Below are 19,300 nucleotides of genomic sequence, written 5' to 3'. Positions count from 1 at the left end.
GCAGGGTGTGCTGCAGCACAGCCTGCATGCTGCTCCTTGCAGGATGCAGCGGCTGGCAATCCGCGCTCGACCCGAAAGGCCCGGCCGCGGGCGAGCTTGCATGGCTGATCTGGTTCTTCACCGCGCTGTGCACGGCGGTCTGGCTTCTGGTGATGGCCGTGCTGATTACGCCATTGGCCCGGCGCCCGGCGCCGCTCGGCGATCCGCTTGTCCTCGACGCTGCCGCCGAGCGCAGCAAGATGCGAATTGTCGTCGCCGCACTCGCCGCTACCGCCCTGATCCTGGTCGGCCTGACGCTGCTGAGCTACTTCGCTAACCGGACGCTCGCCGCCATCGGCTCGGATGCGGCGCTGACGATCCGGGTGACCGGGCATCAATGGTGGTGGGAGGTGCGCTACGAAAACGATCAGCCGAACCGCATCCTGACGACCGCCAATGAAATCCACATCCCGGCGGGGGAGCCGGTGCGGCTTGTCGTGACCTCGACCGACGTCATCCATTCCTTCTGGGTGCCGAACCTCTCGGGCAAGCTGGACCTCATTCCAGGCCACGAGAACGTTCTCGATCTGAAGGCGGACAAGCCCGGCGTCTATCGCGGCCAGTGCGCCGAGTTCTGCGGCGCGCAGCATGCCAATATGAGCACCTTCATCGTCGCCGAACCCCGGCCCGTCTTCGACGCGTGGCTGAACGATCAGCTGCGGCCGGCGGTCGCTCCTGCCTCTGGCGAGGCAAAAGCCGGCCATGACCTATTCCTCAAACGGCCTTGCGTGATGTGCCACAAGATCGGCGGCACCATCGCCGGCGGTACGGTCGCTCCCGACCTTACACATATCGCAAGCCGGCAGACGCTCGCTGCCGGAACGCTGGCGATGAGCCGCGGCAATCTCGCAGCCTGGATAGCCGATCCGCAAGGGATCAAGCCAGGTGCCCACATGCCCGTGGTGGGACTAAACGGGGACGAGCTGAATGCGATCGTAGCCTATCTCGAGGGCCTGAAATGAGCAGCGCCGACCTAGCCCATGAGCGTGACCTCGCCCAGCAACGCGCCGCAGCACAAAAGGGTGACCTAGCTCCCGAGCACGACGGTCCTCGCGATACCGGCCTCGACGACGCCAGCCTTGACCGCTGGCTGGCGCGGACATGGCAGACGGCACCGGGCATCATCGGTGCGCTTTCGAGCGTCGACCACAAAATTGTCGCGCGGCGCTACCTGATCACCGCCTTCTTCTTCCTGTGCCTCGGTGGCCTCAGCGCCGTTGCCATGCGCATCCAACTGTCGGGGCCGGAGCGCGGGCTGATCGGGCCCGACCGCTACAACCAGCTGTTCACCATGCATGGCGTAACCATGATGTTCTTGTTTGCAGTGCCGATCGTTCAGGCGACTGGCATCTACCTCGTGCCGCTGATGGTCGGCACCCGCAACATCGCCTTTCCGCGCCTCAATGCATTCAGCTTCTGGATTTATCTCTCCGGTGGCCTCTTCGCCTGGGTGTCGTTTGCACTCGACATGGCGCCCGACGTCGGCTGGTTCTCCTATGTGCCGCTGTCCGGCCCTGAATTCGGGCCAGGCAAGCGTTCCGACGTGTGGGCGCAGATGATCACCTATACCGAAGTGTCGTCGTTGGCGGTCGCGGTTGCCACCATCGTCACCGTGCTGAAGCAACGCGCGCCGGGCATGTCGCTGGACAAGATTCCGCTCTACGTCTGGGCGCTGCTGGTCACCTCCTTCGTGATCGTGTTCGCCATGCCGGCGGTCATGATCACGTCGACGTTCCTGATCCTCGACCGGCTGGTCGGCACCCATATCTTCAATCCCGCCGAGGGTGGCGACGTACTGCTCTTCCAGCACCTGTTCTGGTTCTTCGGCCACCCCGAAGTCTACATCATTTTCCTGCCGGCCACCGGCATGGTGTCCTCGATCATCGCCGCTTTCGCCCGGCGTCCGATATTCGGCTATCTGGGCATGGTTCTGTCGCTGATTTCGGTCGGCTTTCTGTCGTTCGGCCTGTGGGTCCACCACATGTTCGCAACCGGCTTGCCGAAGCTCGGCGCGAGCTTCTTCACCGCGTCGAGCATGCTGATCGCCATCCCGAATGGGCTGCAGATCTTCTGCTGGCTGGCGACATTGTGGGACGGAAAGCCGATAGTCAGGACGCCGCTGCTGTTCGTGTTCGGCTTCTTCTTCACCTTCGTCGCAGGCGGCCTGACCGGCGTGATGCTGGCCTCGGTCCCATTGGACCTGCAAGTGCACGACACCTATTTCGTGGTCGCGCATTTCCATTACGTGCTGATCGGCGGGTCGGTGTTCCCGCTGCTCGGCGCGACCTATTTCTGGTTCCCCAAGATCACCGGCCGGATGATGAACGAGCGTCTCGGACGCTGGCACTTCTGGCTTGCCTTCATAGGCTTCAATGCGGCGTTCTTTCCGATGCACATTGTCGGGCTGTGGGGCATGCCGCGCCGGGTCTACACCTATCCGGCGGAGCTCGGCTGGGGCAACATCAACCTGTGCATCACAGCCGGCGCGGTCGTCCTGTTCCTGAGCTTCGTGCTGTTTACCATAAACCTGGTTCACAGCGCCTTGAGGGGCGCGCCGGCCGGGGACAATCCCTGGAATGCGGGCACTCTGGAATGGGCGACAATGTCTCCGCCGCCTAACTACAATTTCGCCCATATTCCGGTGGTTACACATGCCGAGCCGCTGTGGGCCGAACGCGATACGCTGCCGGTGGCGACTGGGCTTCGTGTCGACGTGCGCGAACTTGTTATTTCGACCGTGGCAGAGGCGCATCCCGATGTGCGCGAGAAGTCGGCGACGCCATCGATCTGGCCGTTATTCGCCGCCCTCGCCGTGGGCGCCACCTTTCTCTATTCGATCTTCAGCCCGTGGGCGGTGGTCTGGGGAGCCGGGCCGATCGCCATCACCTTGATCGGCTGGTTCTGGCCGAAAGGCGATCCGGAGGACGAGGAATGAAACAGCGCCCGGCCGCGGATCTTTCCGAACTCCCGACCTTCGGGCTCGGACCGCGCAGCCCGACCTGGTGGGGCACCCTCGCCTTCATGGCGCTTGAGGGCACTGGTTTCGCGCTCGCCGCAGGCGCCTATCTCTACCTTGCCTACCTGTCCCCCGAATGGCCGCTCGGCGTGCCGCCGCCCAACCATTGGCCGGGCACCATCGTCATGCTGTTGCTGCTCGCCAGCGTGGTGCCCAACCACATACTGAACCGCTACGCCGAAGCCTGTGCCATGGTGCCGGTGCGCATCGGCCTGCTGGTGATGTCGCTGCTCGGCATCGCACCGCTTGTCGTGCGCTGGTTCGAATTTCCGGCCCTCAACATTTATTGGGATACCAATGCGTATGGCTCGATGCTGTGGGTGCTGCTCGGCCTCCACACCACACATCTGATCACCGATGTCGGCGACACGCTGGTGCTGACGGTTCTGATGTTCACGCGCCATGGCTATAGCGGCCGGCGTTTCGGGGATGTGGGCGACAACGTCTTCTACTGGGATTTCGTGGTCGCGACCTGGATCCCGATCTATCTGTTTATTTACTGGACGCCGAGGCTGGGTTGAGATGCGTGCGGTTCGGTACGGAACTTCCTGGGGTGGGCTGTTGTCGGGGCCATTGGCCTGGACGGTATCGACGCAACTGAACTACGCGGTTGTCGAGTGGCAGTGCGCTCACAGGATTGCGATCATCCCCGTCATTGCGTTGGTGTTGGCGGTGCTGGCCTTGCTCGGCGGCGCGCTTTCGTGGCGGGCGCGACAGCAAGGCGGCGCCGCCTTCAAACCGGAGCGTACGCGCGGCACCGAAGATTTCGTCGCCAATGTCAGCATTCTAAGCGCGGTGCTGTTTACGCTGGTAATCGTCATGCAGGGCGCTGCCTCGCTCATTCTTGACGGCTGCATACGATGAGCTTCGAGGCGCTCTTCTCGACCTCGATCTGCTACGGTGCCGGCGCCCCTCAGGCCGGTTGGACGCTGGCGCTGCCAATTACGCTGCCGTTGGCAGCGATCGCACTGCTTTACACCGCTGGAGCCGCTCGGTTGTGGCGGCGGAGTGCTCGCAGCCGCCCGTTGCGGCTGTGGCAAGCCCTGCTGTTCGCGGCCGGCTGGGTCATTCTGGCAGCAGCGCTGGTCAATCCGCTCCATGCATTGGGTGAGCGCGTTTTCACCGCCCATATGATCGAACATGAGCTGCTGATGGCGGTGGCGGCGCCCTTGCTGGTCGCCTCCTGTCCGGCCGCGGCGATGATGTGGGCATTGCCGATCAAGCTGCGGCAGGCGCTGGGCACAGCCGGGCACGCCAAGATGCTGCGAGCGGTTTGGGTCGCCATCAGCCGCCCTGCAGCCGCCACCGTCCTGCACGGCGTCGCGATATGGGCGTGGCACGTTCCGGCCCTGTTCGAGGCAGCGCTTGGACAGGGTGCCCTGCACTATGCGCAACATGCCAGCTTCCTCGGTAGCGGCCTGCTGTTCTGGTGGGTGCTGCTGCCGCGCCCCGGCCGCGAACAAGCCTATGGCAGCGCGGTCATGCACCTTTTCTTCACCTCGCTGCACACCGGCCTGCTCGGAGTGCTGCTGCTGGTCTCGCCAAGGCTGTGGTACCCGGAAAACGCCGCCGGCGCAGAATTGTGGAGCCTTAGTCCGCTCGAGGACCAGCAACTCGCCGGTTTGGTGATGTGGGTTCCGGCCGGCCTGATCTATGGCGGCGCGGCGTTGCTGCTGGCTGGCCTGTGGATCCGCTCGAGCAGCCGAAAGGAGGCGCCGCATGCGCTTCACGCTGTCTAAAGCCATAATCGGCGCTGCGGTAATTGTCGTGCTCGTTGCAGCCCTGGCCGGGATTGCGTTGTACTTCGAGCAAAGCCGTCGGGTCGAGCAGAAGGCCGACAATGCGACCGGCGGTGTCGGCGCCCGCGCCATACCGATCATGATGGCCAATGGCTGCGCCGGTTGCCACACCATCACCGGCGTTCCCGGAGCGCAAGGGCTGGTCGGCCCGCGCCTCGACGCCAGCTTGGCCAACCGGGTTTACGTCGGCGGCGTCTTGTACAACAAGCCGGAAAACTTGATCCGCTGGATCCGTGCGGCAAGGGAGATCAGCCCGCATACGGCAATGCCTTCGACCAGAATTTCCGAGCAGGAGGCGCGGGACGTGGCTGCCTACCTCTATTCGCTCAAATGAAAGTCATTGCTCGCCGCGTCGCGACCACAGACCACGACCGGGATCATAAGCGGCCGCCGCGGCGAGGAAGAACACGACGAGGCAGGCCAGAACTACTTGGCATGAGACCGGCTCGAAGCGCAGATAGAGCGCGAAGCGGATCAGCTCGACTGCATGGCTGAACGGATTCAGCGCTGCGACCGTCGCAAGCACCGGACCAGCCTCGGCAAGTCGCCACAGTGGATAGAGCGCGGTCGAGGCGAAGAACATCGGAAAGATGACGAAGTTCATCACCCCGGCGAAATTCTCCATCTGGGCCGATACTGACGAGACGAGCAGGCCGAAGGCGCCAAGCATCAGCCCGGACAGCACCAGCGCCGGCAGAACCGCGAGATAGCCGAGCATCGGTGGCCGCACGTCCCAGTAGCGCGCGATCAGCAAGAACAGGTACACGAGCGGCAGGCCGACGACCACACTGGCGAGCAGGCGAGCGCCGAGCAGATACCAGCGCGGCAGCGGCGCGGTCAGCAACAGACGCATGCTGCCCATTTCGCGGTCATAGACCATTGCCAGCGAACTGGCCATGGCGTGGAACAGCAGCATCATCGCGGCCAGCCCGGGCACCACATAGACTTCATACAGCACATAAGTCTGGTAAGGCGGCGTGATCGACAGGCCGAGCACGGAGCGGAAGCCGGCGGCGAAGATGGCCAGCCATACCAATGGCCGGGCAATCGCCGAGATCAGGCGGCCGCGCTGGCGCAGCGTGCGAAGCAGTTCTCGCTGCAAGATGCCGATGAGCGCCCGCAGCGCATGACGGGTTATCATGCCGACTCCGTCAAGCGAGCGAACGCGTCTGCCATGCTGCCGACGCCGAGTTCGGCGGTAATGCGATCGGCGCGGCCTGCCCATCGCACCCGGCCGCCGTGAAGCACGACAACATCATCTTCGGCAGTCACCTCCTCAAGGAAATGCGTCGCCCACAATACCGCAATGCCGCGTTCGCGGCATAAGCCGCGAACATGCTGCGCCAGTGCCCGGCGCCCGGGCACGTCCAGTCCGGTGGTCGGCTCGTCGAGCAGGAGAAGGCGCGGCTGGTGCATGAGCGCACGGGCGATCTCGACACGCCGCCGCTGGCCGCCCGACAATGAGCGGATGGGATCGCCGAGCCTGTCGAGGACTTCGAGGCGGCCGAGTTCCTCGCGTGTTCGGACCTTGGTAACGTCGGCGGCAAGACCATGCAGGGCGGCGTGATAGCGTAGGTTCTCGCCCGCCGTGAGATCGAGATCGAGCGTCTGCTGCTGGAAGACGACGCCCATCTGGGCGAGCGCGGTCGCAGGGTCGGTGCGCATGGCGTGTCCGAACACTTGCACCGAGCCAGAACGAGCGTGATAGAGACCGGTAATCAGCGAGAACAAGGTGGTCTTGCCGGCGCCGTTGCGACCAAGCAGGATGCACATCCTGCCCTGCTCGACCGAGAAGGAGATAGCGTCGAGCACCCGCCGGTCCTTGAAACTGTGCCCCAGATTGTCGAGCGACAGCGCTTTCATGGCCCAACCACGACGCCCCACGGACCGCGCCCGACCGGCAGCGATTTGACCACCTCTTCATTCTCAAGGTCGATGACCGAGATATCGCCGGAATTGCCGTTGGCGCTGAATAGGCGTCTCTGATCGTCTGCCAGCGCGACGTGCCATGGCCGCTGGCCGACAAGATAAAGGCGGCGCACCGCCAGCGTGGCCGTGTCAATCTCGGCGATCCGGTTTGCGGGACCCAGCGCGACATACGCAGTGCCGCCGTCACGCGACATCTCGATGCCGACGGCCTGGACGCCGTCGCGGCGAATACCCGGCACCTCAAACTGGACCTTGCCGGTTTCAGCCCGTGTTAAGGTGTCGAAGACCGTCACCGTGCCGCGGATCTCGGAAGAGACCCAAAGCCGCTTTGCGTCCGGGGAGAACGCCGCGGCGCGCGGTCGCGTGTCGACCAGCAAATTATCCACGAGATCGAGCGTGCCGGCGTCGATGAGATGCAGCATGCTCGTCGTCTCCGAGGTGCAGGCGACGTAACGGCCGTCCGCGCTGACCGCCATTCCCTCGGGCTCGACACCGACATCGACGTTGCCGATGACCTTGGCCGAGGCGATTTCCACTACCGAGACCAGATTGTCGTTCTCATTGGCGACAAACAGCCGCTTGCCGTCGGGATGCACGACGAAGAATTCCGGATCGGCTCCCGAAGGCAGTTGGCCGACCACTCGTCTCTTGGCAAGGTCGACGACATCGATGCGATTGTCGTCGCCGACAGCGACAAAGAGGGTCTTCTTGTCAATGGAAAGCGCCAGTCCGCGCGGCCGCCGTCCGACGTCGATCGTTGCCGAGAGGCTCATACTTGCCCCGTCGACGACGGCAACCGCATTGTCCTGTTCGTTCGACACGTAGACGGTTTCGGCAGCAACAGGACCGACCGAGATAAGCACGGACACCACCAGGAGGATTGCGGTCAAAAGCGGCATGCGCTCTCCTCGAGATCGATGCCAAGCGTGTCGAGCGGCGTCCGCTGATGCAGGAAGCCGGGCTGCGGCGAGGCGGAGACCAGCAGGCGAGGCCCAGCAATCAGGATCGGCTGCCGCAGTTGCCCGTCCCATGGACGAAAATTGAGCCCTTGGCCTTTGAAACCGGGGAGAAGAAAATCGTCGCCGCGCATGTAGCCGGCGATGGCTGACGGATCGACGCTGCGCAGCCGCGTCGCGGCCTCGCCGACGCTGCGCACGGCGAGCCAGGCGGCATAGTCGCTCGGCGTCATCCATCGCCCCGCCTGCTTCCGGAAGCGGTCCTGCAACTGCGTCGCTCCCCATTCCTCGGTGACGGCGCTCCAACCGGCCGCAACCAGCCCTTGCGTGCCGGCGACCGGTCGCGGCAGTGCCGTGCGGTCATCGAGATAGGCGCCGAATTCGTCAGCCTCGTCGGCGACGACCAATACATCATAATCGGCGACCTGCGTGGCGGCCGGTATTTCTGACTGCAGCGTGACATGGCCGGTATCAGCGCGTCCGTTCGCCGGACGGAACGTCCATGGCTGGTCGACGGTGATTTCGGCCCCGAAACGTTGCGCCGCGCGGCGAAAAGCGGCGGCCATCGCCTGGTCGGCAGAATGCGTGCCGACAAGCAGGAACCAGCGCTGCCAGCGCTTCCACACCAGGTACTGCGCCAGGCCGTCGGCGAGCATGGCGCGGCTTGGAATGGTGTGTAGCAGGTTCTTCCTGCAGTCCTGCTGGCGCAGCGCATCGTCGGTAGCGCGGCTGTTGAACAGCAGCATCTTCTCGGCGCCAGGCGCCGCAAGCGCCTGCGTGAGCGGCACAGCGTCAAGATCGGCGACGACAAACGCAAGGCCGGCGCCAGCGAACTGGCCTATCGCGTCCGATGCCGCCTCGGCGGGCTTCAGCACTCGCTCCTCCAGCCGGAAATGCTGGCCGAGAAAGCGCCCGGTCGTATTGTCGTCGGCGATGCCAAGACGTGCGCCTTGCAGCCCGTCATCTGTCGCGAACTGGTCCAGCGGACCCAACTGTAAGGGCGGCTTGCGCGACTGGCCGAGATAGCCGATTACCACCGTCTGAGGCTCGGCAAGACCGGGAGCAGCGACGAAAAGCAACAGGGCAAGAACAGCAAGCGCCAGCCTCATTCCGCTGCAGCTCCCTCTCCCGCAGTGACTGACCGAGGCGGAGTTGGATTAATTCCCCGCCATTGAAAAGGTTCCACTCTGGATATTCACGGCCTTGTGGTGACGGCTGGTCAGATCTGGATCGGCCTCACCTCGACTGTTCCTTCCAGCCGCCGAGTGAGAACGAGGGTGGCCCCGGACTCTTGATCGAGATCATGTGCGGCCGATACGGCGAAAGGCAAAGGGCGGGATGAGGTCTCCGCCGGTCCTCGCATCGGACGGCGGAAGCGTCTCCTCGAGCAGCATCGCCATCCGGGCATGGAGGGGCGACCTGACGCATACGGGATCGGCCGCCGCAGCATCGCCGGCCAGCGCCAGCGCCTGGCAACGGCAGCCGCCCCAGTCGACATCACGGCGCTCGCAGCTGCGGCAGGGTTCCAGCATCCAGTCCGTCCCACGGAAGGCGTTGAATGCCGGCGAGTCCCGCCAAATGTCGGCCAGCGGCCGAGAGCCGAAGCGCTCGAATCGCAGCGATGGAATGGTCATCGCAGCATGACAGGGCAGCACCAAGCCGTCCGGTGCGATGACGAAAGCATCGCGCCCCCAGCCGCCCATGCAGGGCTTGGGATAGGTCGCAAAATGATCCGCCACCACGAAATCGATCTCCAGCACGCCGACAAGACGTGCCCGTGCGGCCTCCACGGTCGCGACCTGATGCTCTATCGAGGCGCCGTCGGGCAGCAGATAGCGACGATTGAGCAACGCCCAGCCGGCATATTGCACGTTGGCAATCTCCAGCCGCTCGGCGCCGAGCGAGAGCGCCAGGTCGATGTAATCGGGAATTTCCGCGATGTTGTGCCGATGGATCGGCGCATTGATCGTCAGCGCCAGTCCGAGGGCCCGCGCATGTCTGGCGGCAGCGAGCTTTTGCGCGTGGGCGCCGGAATGGCGTCCGATCCGCGCGGTGGTTTCGGCATTGGCACCCTGGAAGCTCACCTGAACATGGTCTAGCCCCGCGCTGGCAAGTGCTTCCAGACGGATGCCGGCAAGGCCGACGCCGGCCGTGATGAGGTTGGTGTAGACACCGGTTTGCGACAGCGTTGACACGAATTGTTCGAGGTCCCGGCGCAGCGTCGGCTCGCCGCCCGAAAGATGCACTTGAAGAACGCCCATAGCCGCCACTTGCTCGAACACGTCGAGCCAGCGTTCCGTCTCCATTTCACGGTCGGCTTTCAGCAAATCAATGGGATTGGAGCAGTAAGGGCACTGCAGAGGGCAGCGATGCGTCAGCTCAGCCAGCATCGCGATCGGAGGGAACGGCGCCTGCGTCACAGCCGCACCAACAGCCGGTCTGCCCATTCCTGCAGGAAGGCGCCGACGTCGGCGTCGATTTCCTGGCCCTGACCGTCATATTCGCAAGCAAGCTCCCTCACGATGGCACTGATTGACGTCTTGCCGTCACAGCGCCGGAGGATGTCCAGTCCGATTGCATCGGGCCACAGAACGCGCTCGGGTGCCAGCACCGCCCAGGCATTCCGGACGGGATCGAAACGCAGGCGTACATAGGGCGCGAGGCGCGGGCGAGATTGCGCCGATACAATCCCTCTCCGGCGGTCCGCTGTCATCCGTTGGTCTCCGGCCGGAAGCAGCCAGGGGGTATGACGCCGTCATGCCCATATGCGTAGTCGAGCGCGTCGAGCATCGCCCAGAGCACATCGCACTTGAAGACCAAGGCGTCGACAACCTTCTGCTGACGTTCCGGCGTGTCGGCATAGCGAAGCACGTAGCCCAGCGCGAAATCGGAATCGCGTGCGGCCTGATCGGGCCGCCGATCGAAATAGGCGAGCGTGTCGGCCCTGACGAAGTCGTATCGCGCCAGCATCGCTGGCACGCGTTCTGCGATAATATCGGGCGAAAAGAGTTCGGTGAGGGAGGAAGCAACTGCTTCGAGCAGCGTATGGGACGCGCAGAAATTGACATACGCCTGCACCGCGAAGCGTGTTGCCGGCAGCGCCAGCCTTTGGCTTTTCACCTCTTCCGACTCAAGGCCGAGCGACGTCGCGAGATGCAGCCAGCGCGCAATTCCGCCACTCCGGCCGTCCTCGCCGTCATGGTCCTCGATGCGCTTGCGCCATGCGGCCCTGAATGCCGGATCCTCGGCGTGGGACAGGATGGTGGCGTCCTTGCGCGGAATGGCCGCCTGATAGCAGTAGCGGTTGAGCGCCCAGGCCTGCAGCTCGGTCTTCGACATCGCTCCCTCCACCATTCTGCGATGGTAGGGGTGTCGGTTGTGATAACGCTCGCGGCCGACCTGCAGAAGGACTGTGCGCAAATCTTGTTCATTGAGGCCGCGGCCGACCACGTCGGAAAAATCGTTCACAGCATGAGCTCCATCCGGTCTTGCGCAATCTCCCATCCAGCTGCGCGCACCGCCGCGTGTTCGGGCGATTCCTCGTCCAGAACCGGATTTGTGTTGTTGATATGGATGAAAATCCGGCGGTCGACCGGCAGGTGGTTCAGACATGCGATCGCACCGTTCGGTCCGGACATGGCGATGTGTCCCATGCGCGCGCCGGTCTTCACGCCCACGCCGGCCGTGATCAGCTCGTCGTCCGTGAACACTGTGCCGTCGAGGAGAACCATGTCGGCGCCGGCAATCCGTTGCCGCAGCGATTCATCGACGGCTGTACAAGCGGGAATGAAGAGCAGCGAGCGGCTCCCCTCCATCAGACGAACCCCGATCGTGCCGCCATCGGCGGAACGGAGCTCCGGATCCTGTCGGCCGCCATCTTCAAGAAAGAGCGCCACCTTGCCAGGAACGGAAAACACCTCGATGCGGATGCCGATTTCCGCGCCCTCGGCATCGCAAAGATCGATGAAGCCTTCAGGAGGAAGGCAGCGGCGCGAAACAATCTGAGCATCGAGGACATCGAAGATCGAATTGGAGGCGATAACCGCCAGAACCTGCTCCGTTGCATAAAGAGCGAAGGGTTGCCGCTCACGCAAGCTGAGGAGCCCCGAAATCTGGTCGATCTCGGCGCCGGTCAGGACGACGGCTGCCAGCGGTGTGGCGCGTGCCGACATCTCCGGATGCGGTTGGAGTTCAGGGTTTTCAGCAATCTGCTGGCGGATATCGGGAGAGGCATTGAAAAGCACCCAGCGTCGCCCGTCTGGAGATGCCGCAACACTCGTCTGAAGACGCGGGCGGACCCCAGGATTACCCGCCCGCGCGGCCCTGTTCAGCCGGTCGTTGGCGTTCCACTGAGGAAAACCGCCACCCGCGGCGGAGCCGATGATCCTAATCCACACGCCGTGACAAACTCCGCGTTTCTCTATTCCAGCAATGTCGCGAACCGGTCGAGCACAGCCGATGCCGTACCCGCCGGTTGCGTAATGTCATTTCTTTGTGGTGATTTCGGCAGGCAAATAGCGCGATATCTCCATTCCCGCCGCGACTTCGCACATGACGGGCTTCTTCCAAGTCTTCTTCTTCATGTCTTTCTCCGATCTGGCTGCCTTGGAAATACCGCAGCCAATCCCATAAGCACGCAGCCCAAGCTTTGTTCCCGACAGGGTATGCGAGGGATGCTCTTTCGGATTGGGCGTCGGACGCTCGCGTCAAAGAAAAGACAGATCAACCGAAAGCGGAACCGGGGTGGCGGATGTTCGCGCGAAGCTTACAGCATCGGCCGGCCACCTGTGACCAGAAGCAAGCCCCGGTGAAACAACCGGCTTCTGACGAAGCCAGGAGGATGTAAGCCGGCGCAACGCAACTCTTGAGGAAATCGCCCTGCTGGCGCTAAGCTCGTTCTCCTGCATCTTGTATCGGGCACAATGATGAACGGTGAGGCGAAAAGCAGCCTGTCCGGGCGCGCCATGCGCTGGGCCATCGCATTGACCGAGCAGAAGAGCGTCACCGGGACCGGCGGCGAAGCCTCGTTCGGCCCGTGGCTGGCAGACGAGTTACGCCGCGAAGCCGCGTTTCGCCACGCGGAACCTGGACCATAGAGGTCGAGCCGGAAGATGGCCGCCATTGCGTGGCGATGCTGGTCCGCGGTACTGGCCGCGCCACCATCGTGCTGACCGGTCACTACGACACCATCACGACGCGCGACTATGGCGATCTGGAGGATCTGGCCACCCAGCCGCAACAACTCACCCAAGCGCTAAGAAAAACTTTGGCCATGGCCGAGGCGCCTGCCGTGAGGCGGGCGCGGGACGACTTCGCCTCGGGGGAGTTTCTCGCCGGCCGCGGGCTGCTCGACATGAAGGCCGGTTTGGCCGCCGGGCTGGCGGTTTGCGCCGCATTCGCCGAAAGCACCAACGCGGCGGGAAACTTTCTGTTTATCGCGGTTCCCGACGAAGAGAACAATTCTGCCGGTGCGCGCAAAGCGGCACAGGTTCTCACCGAGATAGCCGGCGAGCACGAGTTGGACATTTTCGCGGCGATCAATCTCGATGCGATCGCCGACGACGGGGACGGCAGCAAGGGTCGCGTCATCGCGCTTGGAACGGTCGGCAAGCTGCTTCCGACGGCCCATGTCGTCGGCGTTCCCGCGCATAGCGGCTTTCCGTTGAGTGGCCTGAATGCGGCGACCATTGCCGCGGCCATAGCCGCCCGGGTGGAATGGGCATCGGAGCTGACCGACGACTCCCGGTCGCTTCCGGGTACACCGCCGAGTCTGCTCAGCATTCGCGACGGCAAGTCCGGCTATGACGCGACCACGCCGGCTGCGGCGTTCGCCACCTTCAACGTGCTGAGCTATCGCCGGACGCCGGATGAGGTGCTCGAACGCTTCGACCGGCTTTGCGCCGATGCTGCTTCGGCCTGCCTGGCGGAGTTGAAGCGGCGGCGGCACTTCCAGCACGGCAGCGCCGCGATCGATCTCCTCGAAACAATCCCCCTGCATCGTTACGAGGCAGTGCTGGACCGTCTCGACGCGGAGGCAAGATCGAGGCTTGGCGCCGTTGGGGCTTCGCTTGCCGCCCGCGATCTTCCACTGCCGGAGCAATGCCGGCTGGTCACCGACTAGGCATGGCGATTGAGCCGCTTGCCGGGACCGGCAATCGTCACCGGCTTCGGCTCGATACCTTACTTGCCGACGAACCTTTCGGACCGGCCGGCAGCGGCGCGGCTGCGGGCGATCGCTTCGGACGTCGCGGCCGACGCAAGCGCCCGCTATGGCTCGGCAATCGGCTGTGCGGATTATTTCGCCGGCATCTCGGATATGAGCTTCTTTGGCGAGGCGGCCGAGTCCGGTCTCAAGGTCGTCGCCCGCAACACGCCGATGTGGCGGGACGGCATTCGCTGGCCGAAGTCAGGTGGGCTAGCCAACATTCCCACCATCAATATCGGTCCGTGGGGACGAGACTACCACACGCCGCCTGAGCGGCTTCACATCGGCTATGCTTTCGACGTCCTGCCGCAGGTCGTGAGCGATGTTTGTGCAGCGCTGCTTAAAGAGCAAGGATAGGTACGAGTCCATCAAATCTCGCCAGGAACAAATCGGCGAAGCCGAGGTTTGGTTCTACAAATCAAATCGCGAGGAAATCTATGGACACTGACGTCAACTCCGAAACCCGTTCGATCTTCATTGTTGGGCTGCGCAACGCCCACGCCATGGAGAACCAGGCACTTTCGATCATGAAGCCTCAGGTCAAGCGGATCGAGAACTATCCGCAGGTCGCCGATCGCCTGCAGCAGCATATCACGGAGACCGAAGGGCAGATCGCCCGGCTGGAATCCATTCTGGATGGCCTCGGCGAGGACCATTCCACATTGAAAGACACGGCCATGTCGATGGTCGGCAGCATGGCGGCGATGGGACATTCCGTAGCCGGCGACGAAATCCTCAAGAACAGCTTCGCCAACTTTGCATTCGAAAATTACGAGATCGCCGCCTACAACTCATTGCTCGTACTCGCCGAAGCCGGAGGGTTTAGTCAGGCAACCAACTCTCTTCAGCAGAATCTCAGCGAAGAAGAAAAAATGGCCGACTGGTTGAAGCAGAACCTTCGCGCCGTCACCTTGCAATACGCCAGGCTGCGTGAGGCGGGAGAGACCGCCAAGAGTTAGGCCGCCCCGCTGGGGAAGAGGAATTCCTGACAACCACCCCAGCCGAATTGACGGGGTGGTTGTTTTTTCTGGGATCGGAAGTGCTGCTAAGGACCGCGCGCCACGCGTCGGCCAGACACGCTTCCTTGGAGCCCGAAGAACCGAACGGATTCAGAGCTAAGAATCCGAACGGATCGGAGCGCCCCGGTTCTGATGGCTTGAACGCCGCGATCCCATTTGTCTGCGGAAGGTTGCGGACTCCTGGCCGACTTCGATGTTCCCACCGCAAGGCGACCCGCGGTCGAAATCACCAGGAACGACCGGTGGCAGCGCTATGACGTCGATTTGGGAGACTCGTCGGTCTCCGGCAAACGATCGCGAATGGCTTCCTCGGTTTTGCTTGCCGTCTTTTTCACGACTTTCTCGACGCGGTCGACCAACGTCTCGGCGTCGCCGCTGGAACCCTGTCGGTCAGCCTCTTCCTTTACAGTCTCATATGCTTCGGCGGCAACCTGCTTGGCTTGCTCCACGCCTTCTTCAAAGACTTCTTCGGCACTGTCACGAAGCTTGTCGCGGTAAGGGCCGAGTTGCGCGTCTTCCGCGGCGGTGTGAGGCAGCATCACGCCGATGGCTGTGCCCACGGCAAGGCCCACCGCGGCCATTGCCAGAGGTTCGCGCTGGAACAGGTCCTGCGCCGACTGCCGCACCCGCCCCGTCATATCGGTGGCGGCCGAGCCGACGTGCCCGGCTGTGCTTCTCAATCTTTCTTTGGCGCCGCTCGCAACGTCTGCCACAGCCTCAGTCGCACCGCCTGCCACGGACGCAACCGAACGAGCGGCATCGGAGAGCATGGAGCCGGCGGAACCTTCGCCCTCGGCACCGTACTCATCGCCGCGTGAGTCCTGCCAGGCCCCGCCCAAGCCCCTCTGGTCAGAGAAGTTTCGGGTGCCGTCAGGCTCCCTGCCGGTCGAATAGGCATCAAGTGCTGAACTGTCTACCGACGTGCCCTTGCCAAGCATCAGCCAGGCTAGGCCCGCGCCGACCAATGTAAGCGGCAACGGATTGTCCCTGACCTGAGTCTTAAGATTGCTGAGCATGGCGGATCCCTCGCCGCTGAACATCCCGGTGAATTCGTCGATCAGTTGGCCCGGTGTCATCTTGCTGCGGATCGTGTCTGCGGTATCTGCCACTCTGGCGCGCGCAATATCAGCATCGCGTTCCAACTCGGCTGCGGATTTCTCGGTCATCTTATCTGTTCCTTGATCACGCGTGCGTCGCGTTTAAGTTGGTCTTGTGTCCGGTCGGGGGTCAACTCGGAGGGAGCCATGCTTGCCTTGCCCGAGCGCAAGAGTATGACGCCCAGTACTGCCACCACGACGCCGACGAGCAGCGAGGACCATCCGGCTCCCAGGCCGGCGCTCGCCAAGGCAATCACCAGCGCCTGCAAAAGCACCATCAGGGCGGCAAGCAGGCAAATGACGCCTCCCATTACCTCCACGGCGCCGGCGCCGACCTTGCTTACCTTTTCCGACATTTCAGCCCGCAACAGCCTGCTTTCGGTTTGAAGCAGTGTTGTGACCTGCTGTGCCAGATCGCTGACAAGGGTTGTCAGGCTGCGAGTGTCCTGATTGTCAGTCATGGGTTTCGCTCCAGGCTTGCATTGGCCCAGTCATCGCCGGACTGATCGGATCCTAGCGGGGCCGGCTCAACTGCCTCTGCCGATTGCCATCCGAACTCATTCGAGCGAGGACCCGTCTCGGGCGCCCGGCCTGTTTCCGACTGGCCCGGTGCTCCGGTTTGGGCAGAGGGTGGCGAGCTCTTGATGAACCGTCCCAACGCCAGGCCTGCCAATACCGAACCGGCGATCAGCGCGCCCGAGTTTTCGCGTCCGAACGACTGAATTTCGCCAAGCACCTCGTCGAACGGTTTATCCTTCAGGGACGAGGAAAGCCGATCGAGCCCGCCTGCGGCGTCAAGGGCGAATTTCGAAGCGGTCCGTTGATCATTGTTGGCAAGATGCTCGCTTGCCGCGCGCAATGCGCCGCTGAAGGCCTTGAGATTGGCGCTCACGTCGCGCTGCGTTCCCTCCGCCTTGTTAAACAACGCTTGCTTTGCTTCCAAAGCGTAATCTCCCGCTTTCCTGGTGATCTCGTCACGCGCATCGTGGAGCGCTTCCGTCGCGGTCTGCTTTTCCCGTTGTAGTCTTTCCGAAAGCTCGCTTCTGGCTGTCTCGAAATCGGCCGTCTGACGGCCCTGATCGTCCTGGTCCTGCATGGTGTCTCCTAGTGGAATCCGAGGAAGGAGAGGATCGCAAGCACGACGACGACGAGGCCGATGAGATAAATAACACTGTTCATGGCGCAATCTCCTCCACTGCGCACCGAACTTGCCTGTGCTTCCCGTGTTCCCTCAGACGTCATCTTTTTTGGTAAGCGAAGCCTAACCAGCCTTAAGACGGGATCTTGTCCTGTGCCGATGGCGGTGAGCGCGGTTGGAAATGATACGAGACCGGACTCCGGTGCGACTTACAGGTCGAGACGCAGGTCCGTTCCGGCAGATATTCGCGCTGCATGGGCCGGGAATTTTTCCGCAGTGCTTTGACTGGGCATTATCGCAGTGGGACCTGCCTGCGACCTACCACTCAATCGCAGGCCGCGCGATCATCAGCCAGAAAATTCCGAGTACGGCAGCGAAGGCGGGGAAGCCGAAGGCGAACCACAGCCAGAAGAGCCGATGATACCGTGGCGGCAACGGCGCGCCTGCAGCGGCGGCTTGCGAGGCCAGCTCGCGCATCTCCATCTGCATCCAGACGACCGGGAGCCAGAACATTCCGGTGAAGACATAGAGCGCGATCGAAAGCACGATCCAACCTTCCCACAGCGAGTAGCCTGCCTGCCAGGCGAGCGCGGCGCCCGTCAGCGGCTGCGCGACGACGGCCGTCGCTGTGAAAAGAAAGTCGGCTACGACGACCATGCGCGCCACCGCCGCAACCGTTGACGTATTGCCCGTCCTGTGGGCGAGCAGCATGAAGAAAGCGATGCCGGCGCCGGTGCCAAGCAGCACGGCTGCGCCGATGACATGCAGAAATTTCAGCAGGAAATAGAGCATCAACGCTCCTCCAGCACTGCCAACGCCACAAAGTGCAGCACCAGAATCGGCAACACTTTGAGGAACGGCCCAAGCGGTTCGTTCCACAGCTCCGGGCGCAGGAAACTTCCGACGGCCAAGTAGAGGAGCGAGAGCGCGATGCCGCCATAGAGGCCTTTTCGCGTCGTCGACCGCCAAGCTATGAGCGCGCCGATGGCGATGTCGGCCAGAGCGCCGACGATCACGGTAGGTGCCGACAAGATGCCAGCCCCGGTGCTTTGCATCAGATCGATGCCACCGTTATAGCCGGTGGTCAGCGACACAACACCCGTCACGATCCAGAAGAAGGGCAGGACGACGAAGATCGCAGGCTTGATGAAATACAGGCGGGCAAACCATTTTTCCTGCACCGTTGCTGGATTGAGCGCGAGGAAACCCGCCAGGGTTTGCGGCCGTATGCCGGTCAAGGCGGTCCAGTTGGAGGGATCTCCAACCGCCCCTCGGGCGATCTCCCTGGCCGCGTTGGTGCGCATTGGTGGGCGCCAGCCGAACATCGCGGCAAAGTCGCCGAGGCGGTAGAGGAGGCTCGCAAGCGGTTCCGGAAGCACAAACGTGGCCGCTGGGGCCCAGCCGAGCCATCGGCGATAGCTGCCGACGACCTCGTCCAGGGTCAGCTGTTCGGGACCGACAAGTTCCAGCACGACGCGAGACGGACTGGCGGGAGCGAGAAGGAAGACGACGGTTGAGACCACGTCGTCGAGTTGTACCACCTGGAGCCGGCCGGTGCCGGGCATGGACGGCAGCACCGGCAGCGAGGCGAGACCCCGAAACAATGCGCTGGCTCCAAACACCGGCCGCCCGAGCACCACGGACGGGCGCAGGATCACCCAGTTCAGATCAAGCGCCATTAGCGCTTGGTCGCCGGCCAGTTTCGTCGCCGAGAACGTCGAAGGCTGCGCCCGATCGACGCCTATCGCCGAGAAGTGGATCACCCGGGCAACCCCTACCCTCGCACAGGCGAGGAAGAGTGCTGCCGCCGCATCGCGATGGACTTCCCGCGTCTTTTCACGGGGGCTGTCCTGCAGAACGCCGGCACAATTGACGACGGCGTCGATGCCCGTGAGATGCGGCAACCAGTCTTCGGGCTGCAGCGCCACCGCCATGTCCAGCACCAGCAACTGATAATTGCCGGCCCGGTTTGCGCCGGGGCTGCGGACCAAGCCGATCACCTCATGCCCTTCGGAAAGAAGGCGTGCGACGACCGAGGCACCGATCAGGCCGGTGGCGCCGGCAACCAGAACTTTCACACTGGACCCCATTCTCCGACGGCG

At 63.2% G+C, this 19,300-nt stretch carries 23 protein-coding genes; 9 read left to right on the top strand and 14 right to left on the bottom strand.

Annotated elements, in window-relative coordinates; translation table 11 throughout:
• Positions 1 to 26 precede the first annotated feature (26 nt).
• Genes coxB through NKH37_RS17185 form a run of 6 tightly spaced genes read left to right on the top strand, consistent with a single transcriptional unit; the run spans position 27 to position 5,188 of the window.
• Positions 27 to 1,001, top strand: a complete 975-nt coding sequence (coxB, locus tag NKH37_RS17210; protein WP_352482828.1) for a cytochrome c oxidase subunit II — start codon at positions 27 to 29, stop codon at positions 999 to 1,001.
• Positions 998 to 2,974 carry a cytochrome c oxidase subunit I gene (gene ctaD, locus NKH37_RS17205; RefSeq protein ID WP_353041244.1) on the top strand — a complete coding sequence of 659 codons (1,977 nt, stop codon included), beginning with the start codon at positions 998 to 1,000 and terminating at the stop codon, positions 2,972 to 2,974. The genes coxB and ctaD overlap by 4 nt, the downstream gene beginning before the upstream one ends.
• Positions 2,971 to 3,576, top strand: coding sequence for a cytochrome c oxidase subunit 3 (locus NKH37_RS17200; RefSeq protein WP_352482830.1), 606 nt, complete (start codon positions 2,971 to 2,973; stop codon positions 3,574 to 3,576). Before ctaD ends, NKH37_RS17200 begins: the two co-directional genes overlap by 4 nt.
• Before the next feature lies 1 nt (position 3,577).
• Positions 3,578 to 3,919, top strand: a complete 342-nt coding sequence (locus NKH37_RS17195; protein ID WP_353005014.1) for a hypothetical protein — start codon at positions 3,578 to 3,580, stop codon at positions 3,917 to 3,919.
• Entirely contained in the window at positions 3,916 to 4,794 is an 879-nt protein-coding gene (locus tag NKH37_RS17190) for a cytochrome c oxidase assembly protein (protein ID WP_352482832.1), read from the top strand. Before NKH37_RS17195 ends, NKH37_RS17190 begins: the two co-directional genes overlap by 4 nt.
• On the top strand, positions 4,775 to 5,188 hold the full coding sequence (locus NKH37_RS17185; protein ID WP_023716595.1) for a c-type cytochrome: 414 nt from the start codon (positions 4,775 to 4,777) through the stop codon (positions 5,186 to 5,188). Before NKH37_RS17190 ends, NKH37_RS17185 begins: the two co-directional genes overlap by 20 nt.
• Positions 5,189 to 5,191: 3 nt before the next feature.
• Here the strand turns inward: NKH37_RS17185 and NKH37_RS17180 are convergent, their stop codons facing one another.
• From NKH37_RS17180 to NKH37_RS17140, 9 genes are all read right to left on the bottom strand, one after another.
• Positions 5,192 to 5,995, bottom strand: coding sequence for a lanthanide ABC transporter permease protein PedC (locus tag NKH37_RS17180; RefSeq protein WP_023716594.1), 804 nt, complete (start codon positions 5,993 to 5,995; stop codon positions 5,192 to 5,194).
• Positions 5,992 to 6,717: a lanthanide ABC transporter ATP-binding protein PedB/LutE gene (locus NKH37_RS17175; RefSeq protein WP_023716593.1), complete on the bottom strand. Its 726-nt coding sequence runs from the start codon at positions 6,715 to 6,717 to the stop codon at positions 5,992 to 5,994. Before NKH37_RS17175 ends, NKH37_RS17180 begins: the two co-directional genes overlap by 4 nt.
• Entirely contained in the window at positions 6,714 to 7,682 is a 969-nt protein-coding gene (locus tag NKH37_RS17170) for a PQQ-dependent catabolism-associated beta-propeller protein (protein ID WP_352638926.1), read from the bottom strand. Before NKH37_RS17170 ends, NKH37_RS17175 begins: the two co-directional genes overlap by 4 nt.
• Positions 7,670 to 8,848, bottom strand: coding sequence for a lanthanide ABC transporter ABC transporter substrate-binding protein PedA1 (locus tag NKH37_RS17165; protein WP_353005016.1), 1,179 nt, complete (start codon positions 8,846 to 8,848; stop codon positions 7,670 to 7,672). Before NKH37_RS17165 ends, NKH37_RS17170 begins: the two co-directional genes overlap by 13 nt.
• Before the next feature lie 192 nt (positions 8,849 to 9,040).
• Complete coding sequence (pqqE, locus tag NKH37_RS17160) at positions 9,041 to 10,186, bottom strand: pyrroloquinoline quinone biosynthesis protein PqqE (protein ID WP_051409553.1); 1,146 nt, start codon at positions 10,184 to 10,186, stop codon at positions 9,041 to 9,043.
• Complete coding sequence (pqqD, locus tag NKH37_RS17155; protein ID WP_023716589.1) at positions 10,156 to 10,452, bottom strand: pyrroloquinoline quinone biosynthesis peptide chaperone PqqD; 297 nt, start codon at positions 10,450 to 10,452, stop codon at positions 10,156 to 10,158. Before pqqD ends, pqqE begins: the two co-directional genes overlap by 31 nt.
• Positions 10,449 to 11,207 (bottom strand): pyrroloquinoline-quinone synthase PqqC, encoded by a 759-nt coding sequence (pqqC, locus tag NKH37_RS17150; RefSeq protein WP_352638925.1) that lies wholly within the window; start codon positions 11,205 to 11,207, stop codon positions 10,449 to 10,451. Before pqqC ends, pqqD begins: the two co-directional genes overlap by 4 nt.
• Positions 11,204 to 12,136: a pyrroloquinoline quinone biosynthesis protein PqqB gene (gene pqqB, locus NKH37_RS17145; RefSeq protein ID WP_023716587.1), complete on the bottom strand. Its 933-nt coding sequence runs from the start codon at positions 12,134 to 12,136 to the stop codon at positions 11,204 to 11,206. The genes pqqC and pqqB overlap by 4 nt, the downstream gene beginning before the upstream one ends.
• Before the next feature lie 87 nt (positions 12,137 to 12,223).
• Positions 12,224 to 12,322, bottom strand: coding sequence for a pyrroloquinoline quinone precursor peptide PqqA (locus tag NKH37_RS17140; protein ID WP_352482840.1), 99 nt, complete (start codon positions 12,320 to 12,322; stop codon positions 12,224 to 12,226).
• Between the two features lie 452 nt (positions 12,323 to 12,774).
• Between NKH37_RS17140 and NKH37_RS17135 the strand changes: the two genes are divergently transcribed.
• The 3 genes from NKH37_RS17135 to NKH37_RS17125 all read left to right on the top strand — a co-directional run bounded on the left by NKH37_RS17135 (position 12,775) and on the right by NKH37_RS17125 (position 14,903).
• The gene (locus tag NKH37_RS17135; protein WP_353005020.1) at positions 12,775 to 13,860 is read left to right on the top strand and encodes a M20/M25/M40 family metallo-hydrolase; all 1,086 of its coding nucleotides are present in this window, start codon (positions 12,775 to 12,777) and stop codon (positions 13,858 to 13,860) included.
• Between the two features lie 9 nt (positions 13,861 to 13,869).
• The gene (locus NKH37_RS17130; RefSeq protein ID WP_352590399.1) at positions 13,870 to 14,301 is read left to right on the top strand and encodes a zinc-binding metallopeptidase family protein; all 432 of its coding nucleotides are present in this window, start codon (positions 13,870 to 13,872) and stop codon (positions 14,299 to 14,301) included.
• A gap of 80 nt (positions 14,302 to 14,381) precedes the next feature.
• Positions 14,382 to 14,903: a ferritin-like domain-containing protein gene (locus tag NKH37_RS17125; protein ID WP_352482843.1), complete on the top strand. Its 522-nt coding sequence runs from the start codon at positions 14,382 to 14,384 to the stop codon at positions 14,901 to 14,903.
• Between the two features lie 311 nt (positions 14,904 to 15,214).
• On the opposite strand, the gene NKH37_RS17120 is transcribed toward NKH37_RS17125, so the two are convergent.
• From NKH37_RS17120 to NKH37_RS17100, 5 genes are all read right to left on the bottom strand, one after another.
• Positions 15,215 to 16,129, bottom strand: coding sequence for a hypothetical protein (locus NKH37_RS17120; RefSeq protein WP_352789699.1), 915 nt, complete (start codon positions 16,127 to 16,129; stop codon positions 15,215 to 15,217).
• Positions 16,126 to 16,521, bottom strand: a complete 396-nt coding sequence (locus NKH37_RS17115; protein WP_352590405.1) for a phage holin family protein — start codon at positions 16,519 to 16,521, stop codon at positions 16,126 to 16,128. The genes NKH37_RS17120 and NKH37_RS17115 overlap by 4 nt, the downstream gene beginning before the upstream one ends.
• Entirely contained in the window at positions 16,518 to 17,156 is a 639-nt protein-coding gene (locus NKH37_RS17110) for a hypothetical protein (protein ID WP_353041242.1), read from the bottom strand. The genes NKH37_RS17115 and NKH37_RS17110 overlap by 4 nt, the downstream gene beginning before the upstream one ends.
• Before the next feature lie 360 nt (positions 17,157 to 17,516).
• Positions 17,517 to 17,990, bottom strand: a complete 474-nt coding sequence (locus NKH37_RS17105; RefSeq protein ID WP_353005024.1) for a DUF2269 family protein — start codon at positions 17,988 to 17,990, stop codon at positions 17,517 to 17,519.
• Entirely contained in the window at positions 17,990 to 19,288 is a 1,299-nt protein-coding gene (locus tag NKH37_RS17100) for an SDR family oxidoreductase (RefSeq protein ID WP_353041240.1), read from the bottom strand. Before NKH37_RS17100 ends, NKH37_RS17105 begins: the two co-directional genes overlap by 1 nt.
• Positions 19,289 to 19,300 lie beyond the last annotated feature (12 nt).

This window comes from Mesorhizobium sp. M1217, from assembly GCF_040318275.1.
Lineage (GTDB): Bacteria > Pseudomonadota > Alphaproteobacteria > Rhizobiales > Rhizobiaceae > Mesorhizobium.
Note: the sequence above shows the minus strand (reverse complement) of the source record. Positions and strands in the feature narration are given on the sequence as shown.

Coding starts and splice junctions, on each gene's coding strand:
- NKH37_RS17190 (WP_352482832.1), top strand. CDS start 3,916: ATGAGCTTCGAGGCGCTCTTCTCGACCTCGATCTGCTACGGTGCCGGC.
- pqqE (WP_051409553.1), bottom strand. CDS start 10,186: ATGGGCAGACCGGCTGTTGGTGCGGCTGTGACGCAGGCGCCGTTCCCT.
- pqqD (WP_023716589.1), bottom strand. CDS start 10,452: ATGACAGCGGACCGCCGGAGAGGGATTGTATCGGCGCAATCTCGCCCG.
- NKH37_RS17180 (WP_023716594.1), bottom strand. CDS start 5,995: ATGATAACCCGTCATGCGCTGCGGGCGCTCATCGGCATCTTGCAGCGA.
- NKH37_RS17165 (WP_353005016.1), bottom strand. CDS start 8,848: ATGAGGCTGGCGCTTGCTGTTCTTGCCCTGTTGCTTTTCGTCGCTGCT.
- NKH37_RS17110 (WP_353041242.1), bottom strand. CDS start 17,156: ATGCAGGACCAGGACGATCAGGGCCGTCAGACGGCCGATTTCGAGACA.
- NKH37_RS17115 (WP_352590405.1), bottom strand. CDS start 16,521: ATGACTGACAATCAGGACACTCGCAGCCTGACAACCCTTGTCAGCGAT.
- NKH37_RS17105 (WP_353005024.1), bottom strand. CDS start 17,990: ATGCTCTATTTCCTGCTGAAATTTCTGCATGTCATCGGCGCAGCCGTG.
- NKH37_RS17100 (WP_353041240.1), bottom strand. CDS start 19,288: ATGGGGTCCAGTGTGAAAGTTCTGGTTGCCGGCGCCACCGGCCTGATC.
- NKH37_RS17125 (WP_352482843.1), top strand. CDS start 14,382: ATGGACACTGACGTCAACTCCGAAACCCGTTCGATCTTCATTGTTGGG.
- NKH37_RS17140 (WP_352482840.1), bottom strand. CDS start 12,322: ATGAAGAAGAAGACTTGGAAGAAGCCCGTCATGTGCGAAGTCGCGGCG.
- NKH37_RS17120 (WP_352789699.1), bottom strand. CDS start 16,129: ATGACCGAGAAATCCGCAGCCGAGTTGGAACGCGATGCTGATATTGCG.
- coxB (WP_352482828.1), top strand. CDS start 27: ATGCTGCTCCTTGCAGGATGCAGCGGCTGGCAATCCGCGCTCGACCCG.
- ctaD (WP_353041244.1), top strand. CDS start 998: ATGAGCAGCGCCGACCTAGCCCATGAGCGTGACCTCGCCCAGCAACGC.
- NKH37_RS17185 (WP_023716595.1), top strand. CDS start 4,775: ATGCGCTTCACGCTGTCTAAAGCCATAATCGGCGCTGCGGTAATTGTC.
- NKH37_RS17200 (WP_352482830.1), top strand. CDS start 2,971: ATGAAACAGCGCCCGGCCGCGGATCTTTCCGAACTCCCGACCTTCGGG.
- NKH37_RS17175 (WP_023716593.1), bottom strand. CDS start 6,717: ATGAAAGCGCTGTCGCTCGACAATCTGGGGCACAGTTTCAAGGACCGG.
- NKH37_RS17170 (WP_352638926.1), bottom strand. CDS start 7,682: ATGCCGCTTTTGACCGCAATCCTCCTGGTGGTGTCCGTGCTTATCTCG.
- NKH37_RS17195 (WP_353005014.1), top strand. CDS start 3,578: ATGCGTGCGGTTCGGTACGGAACTTCCTGGGGTGGGCTGTTGTCGGGG.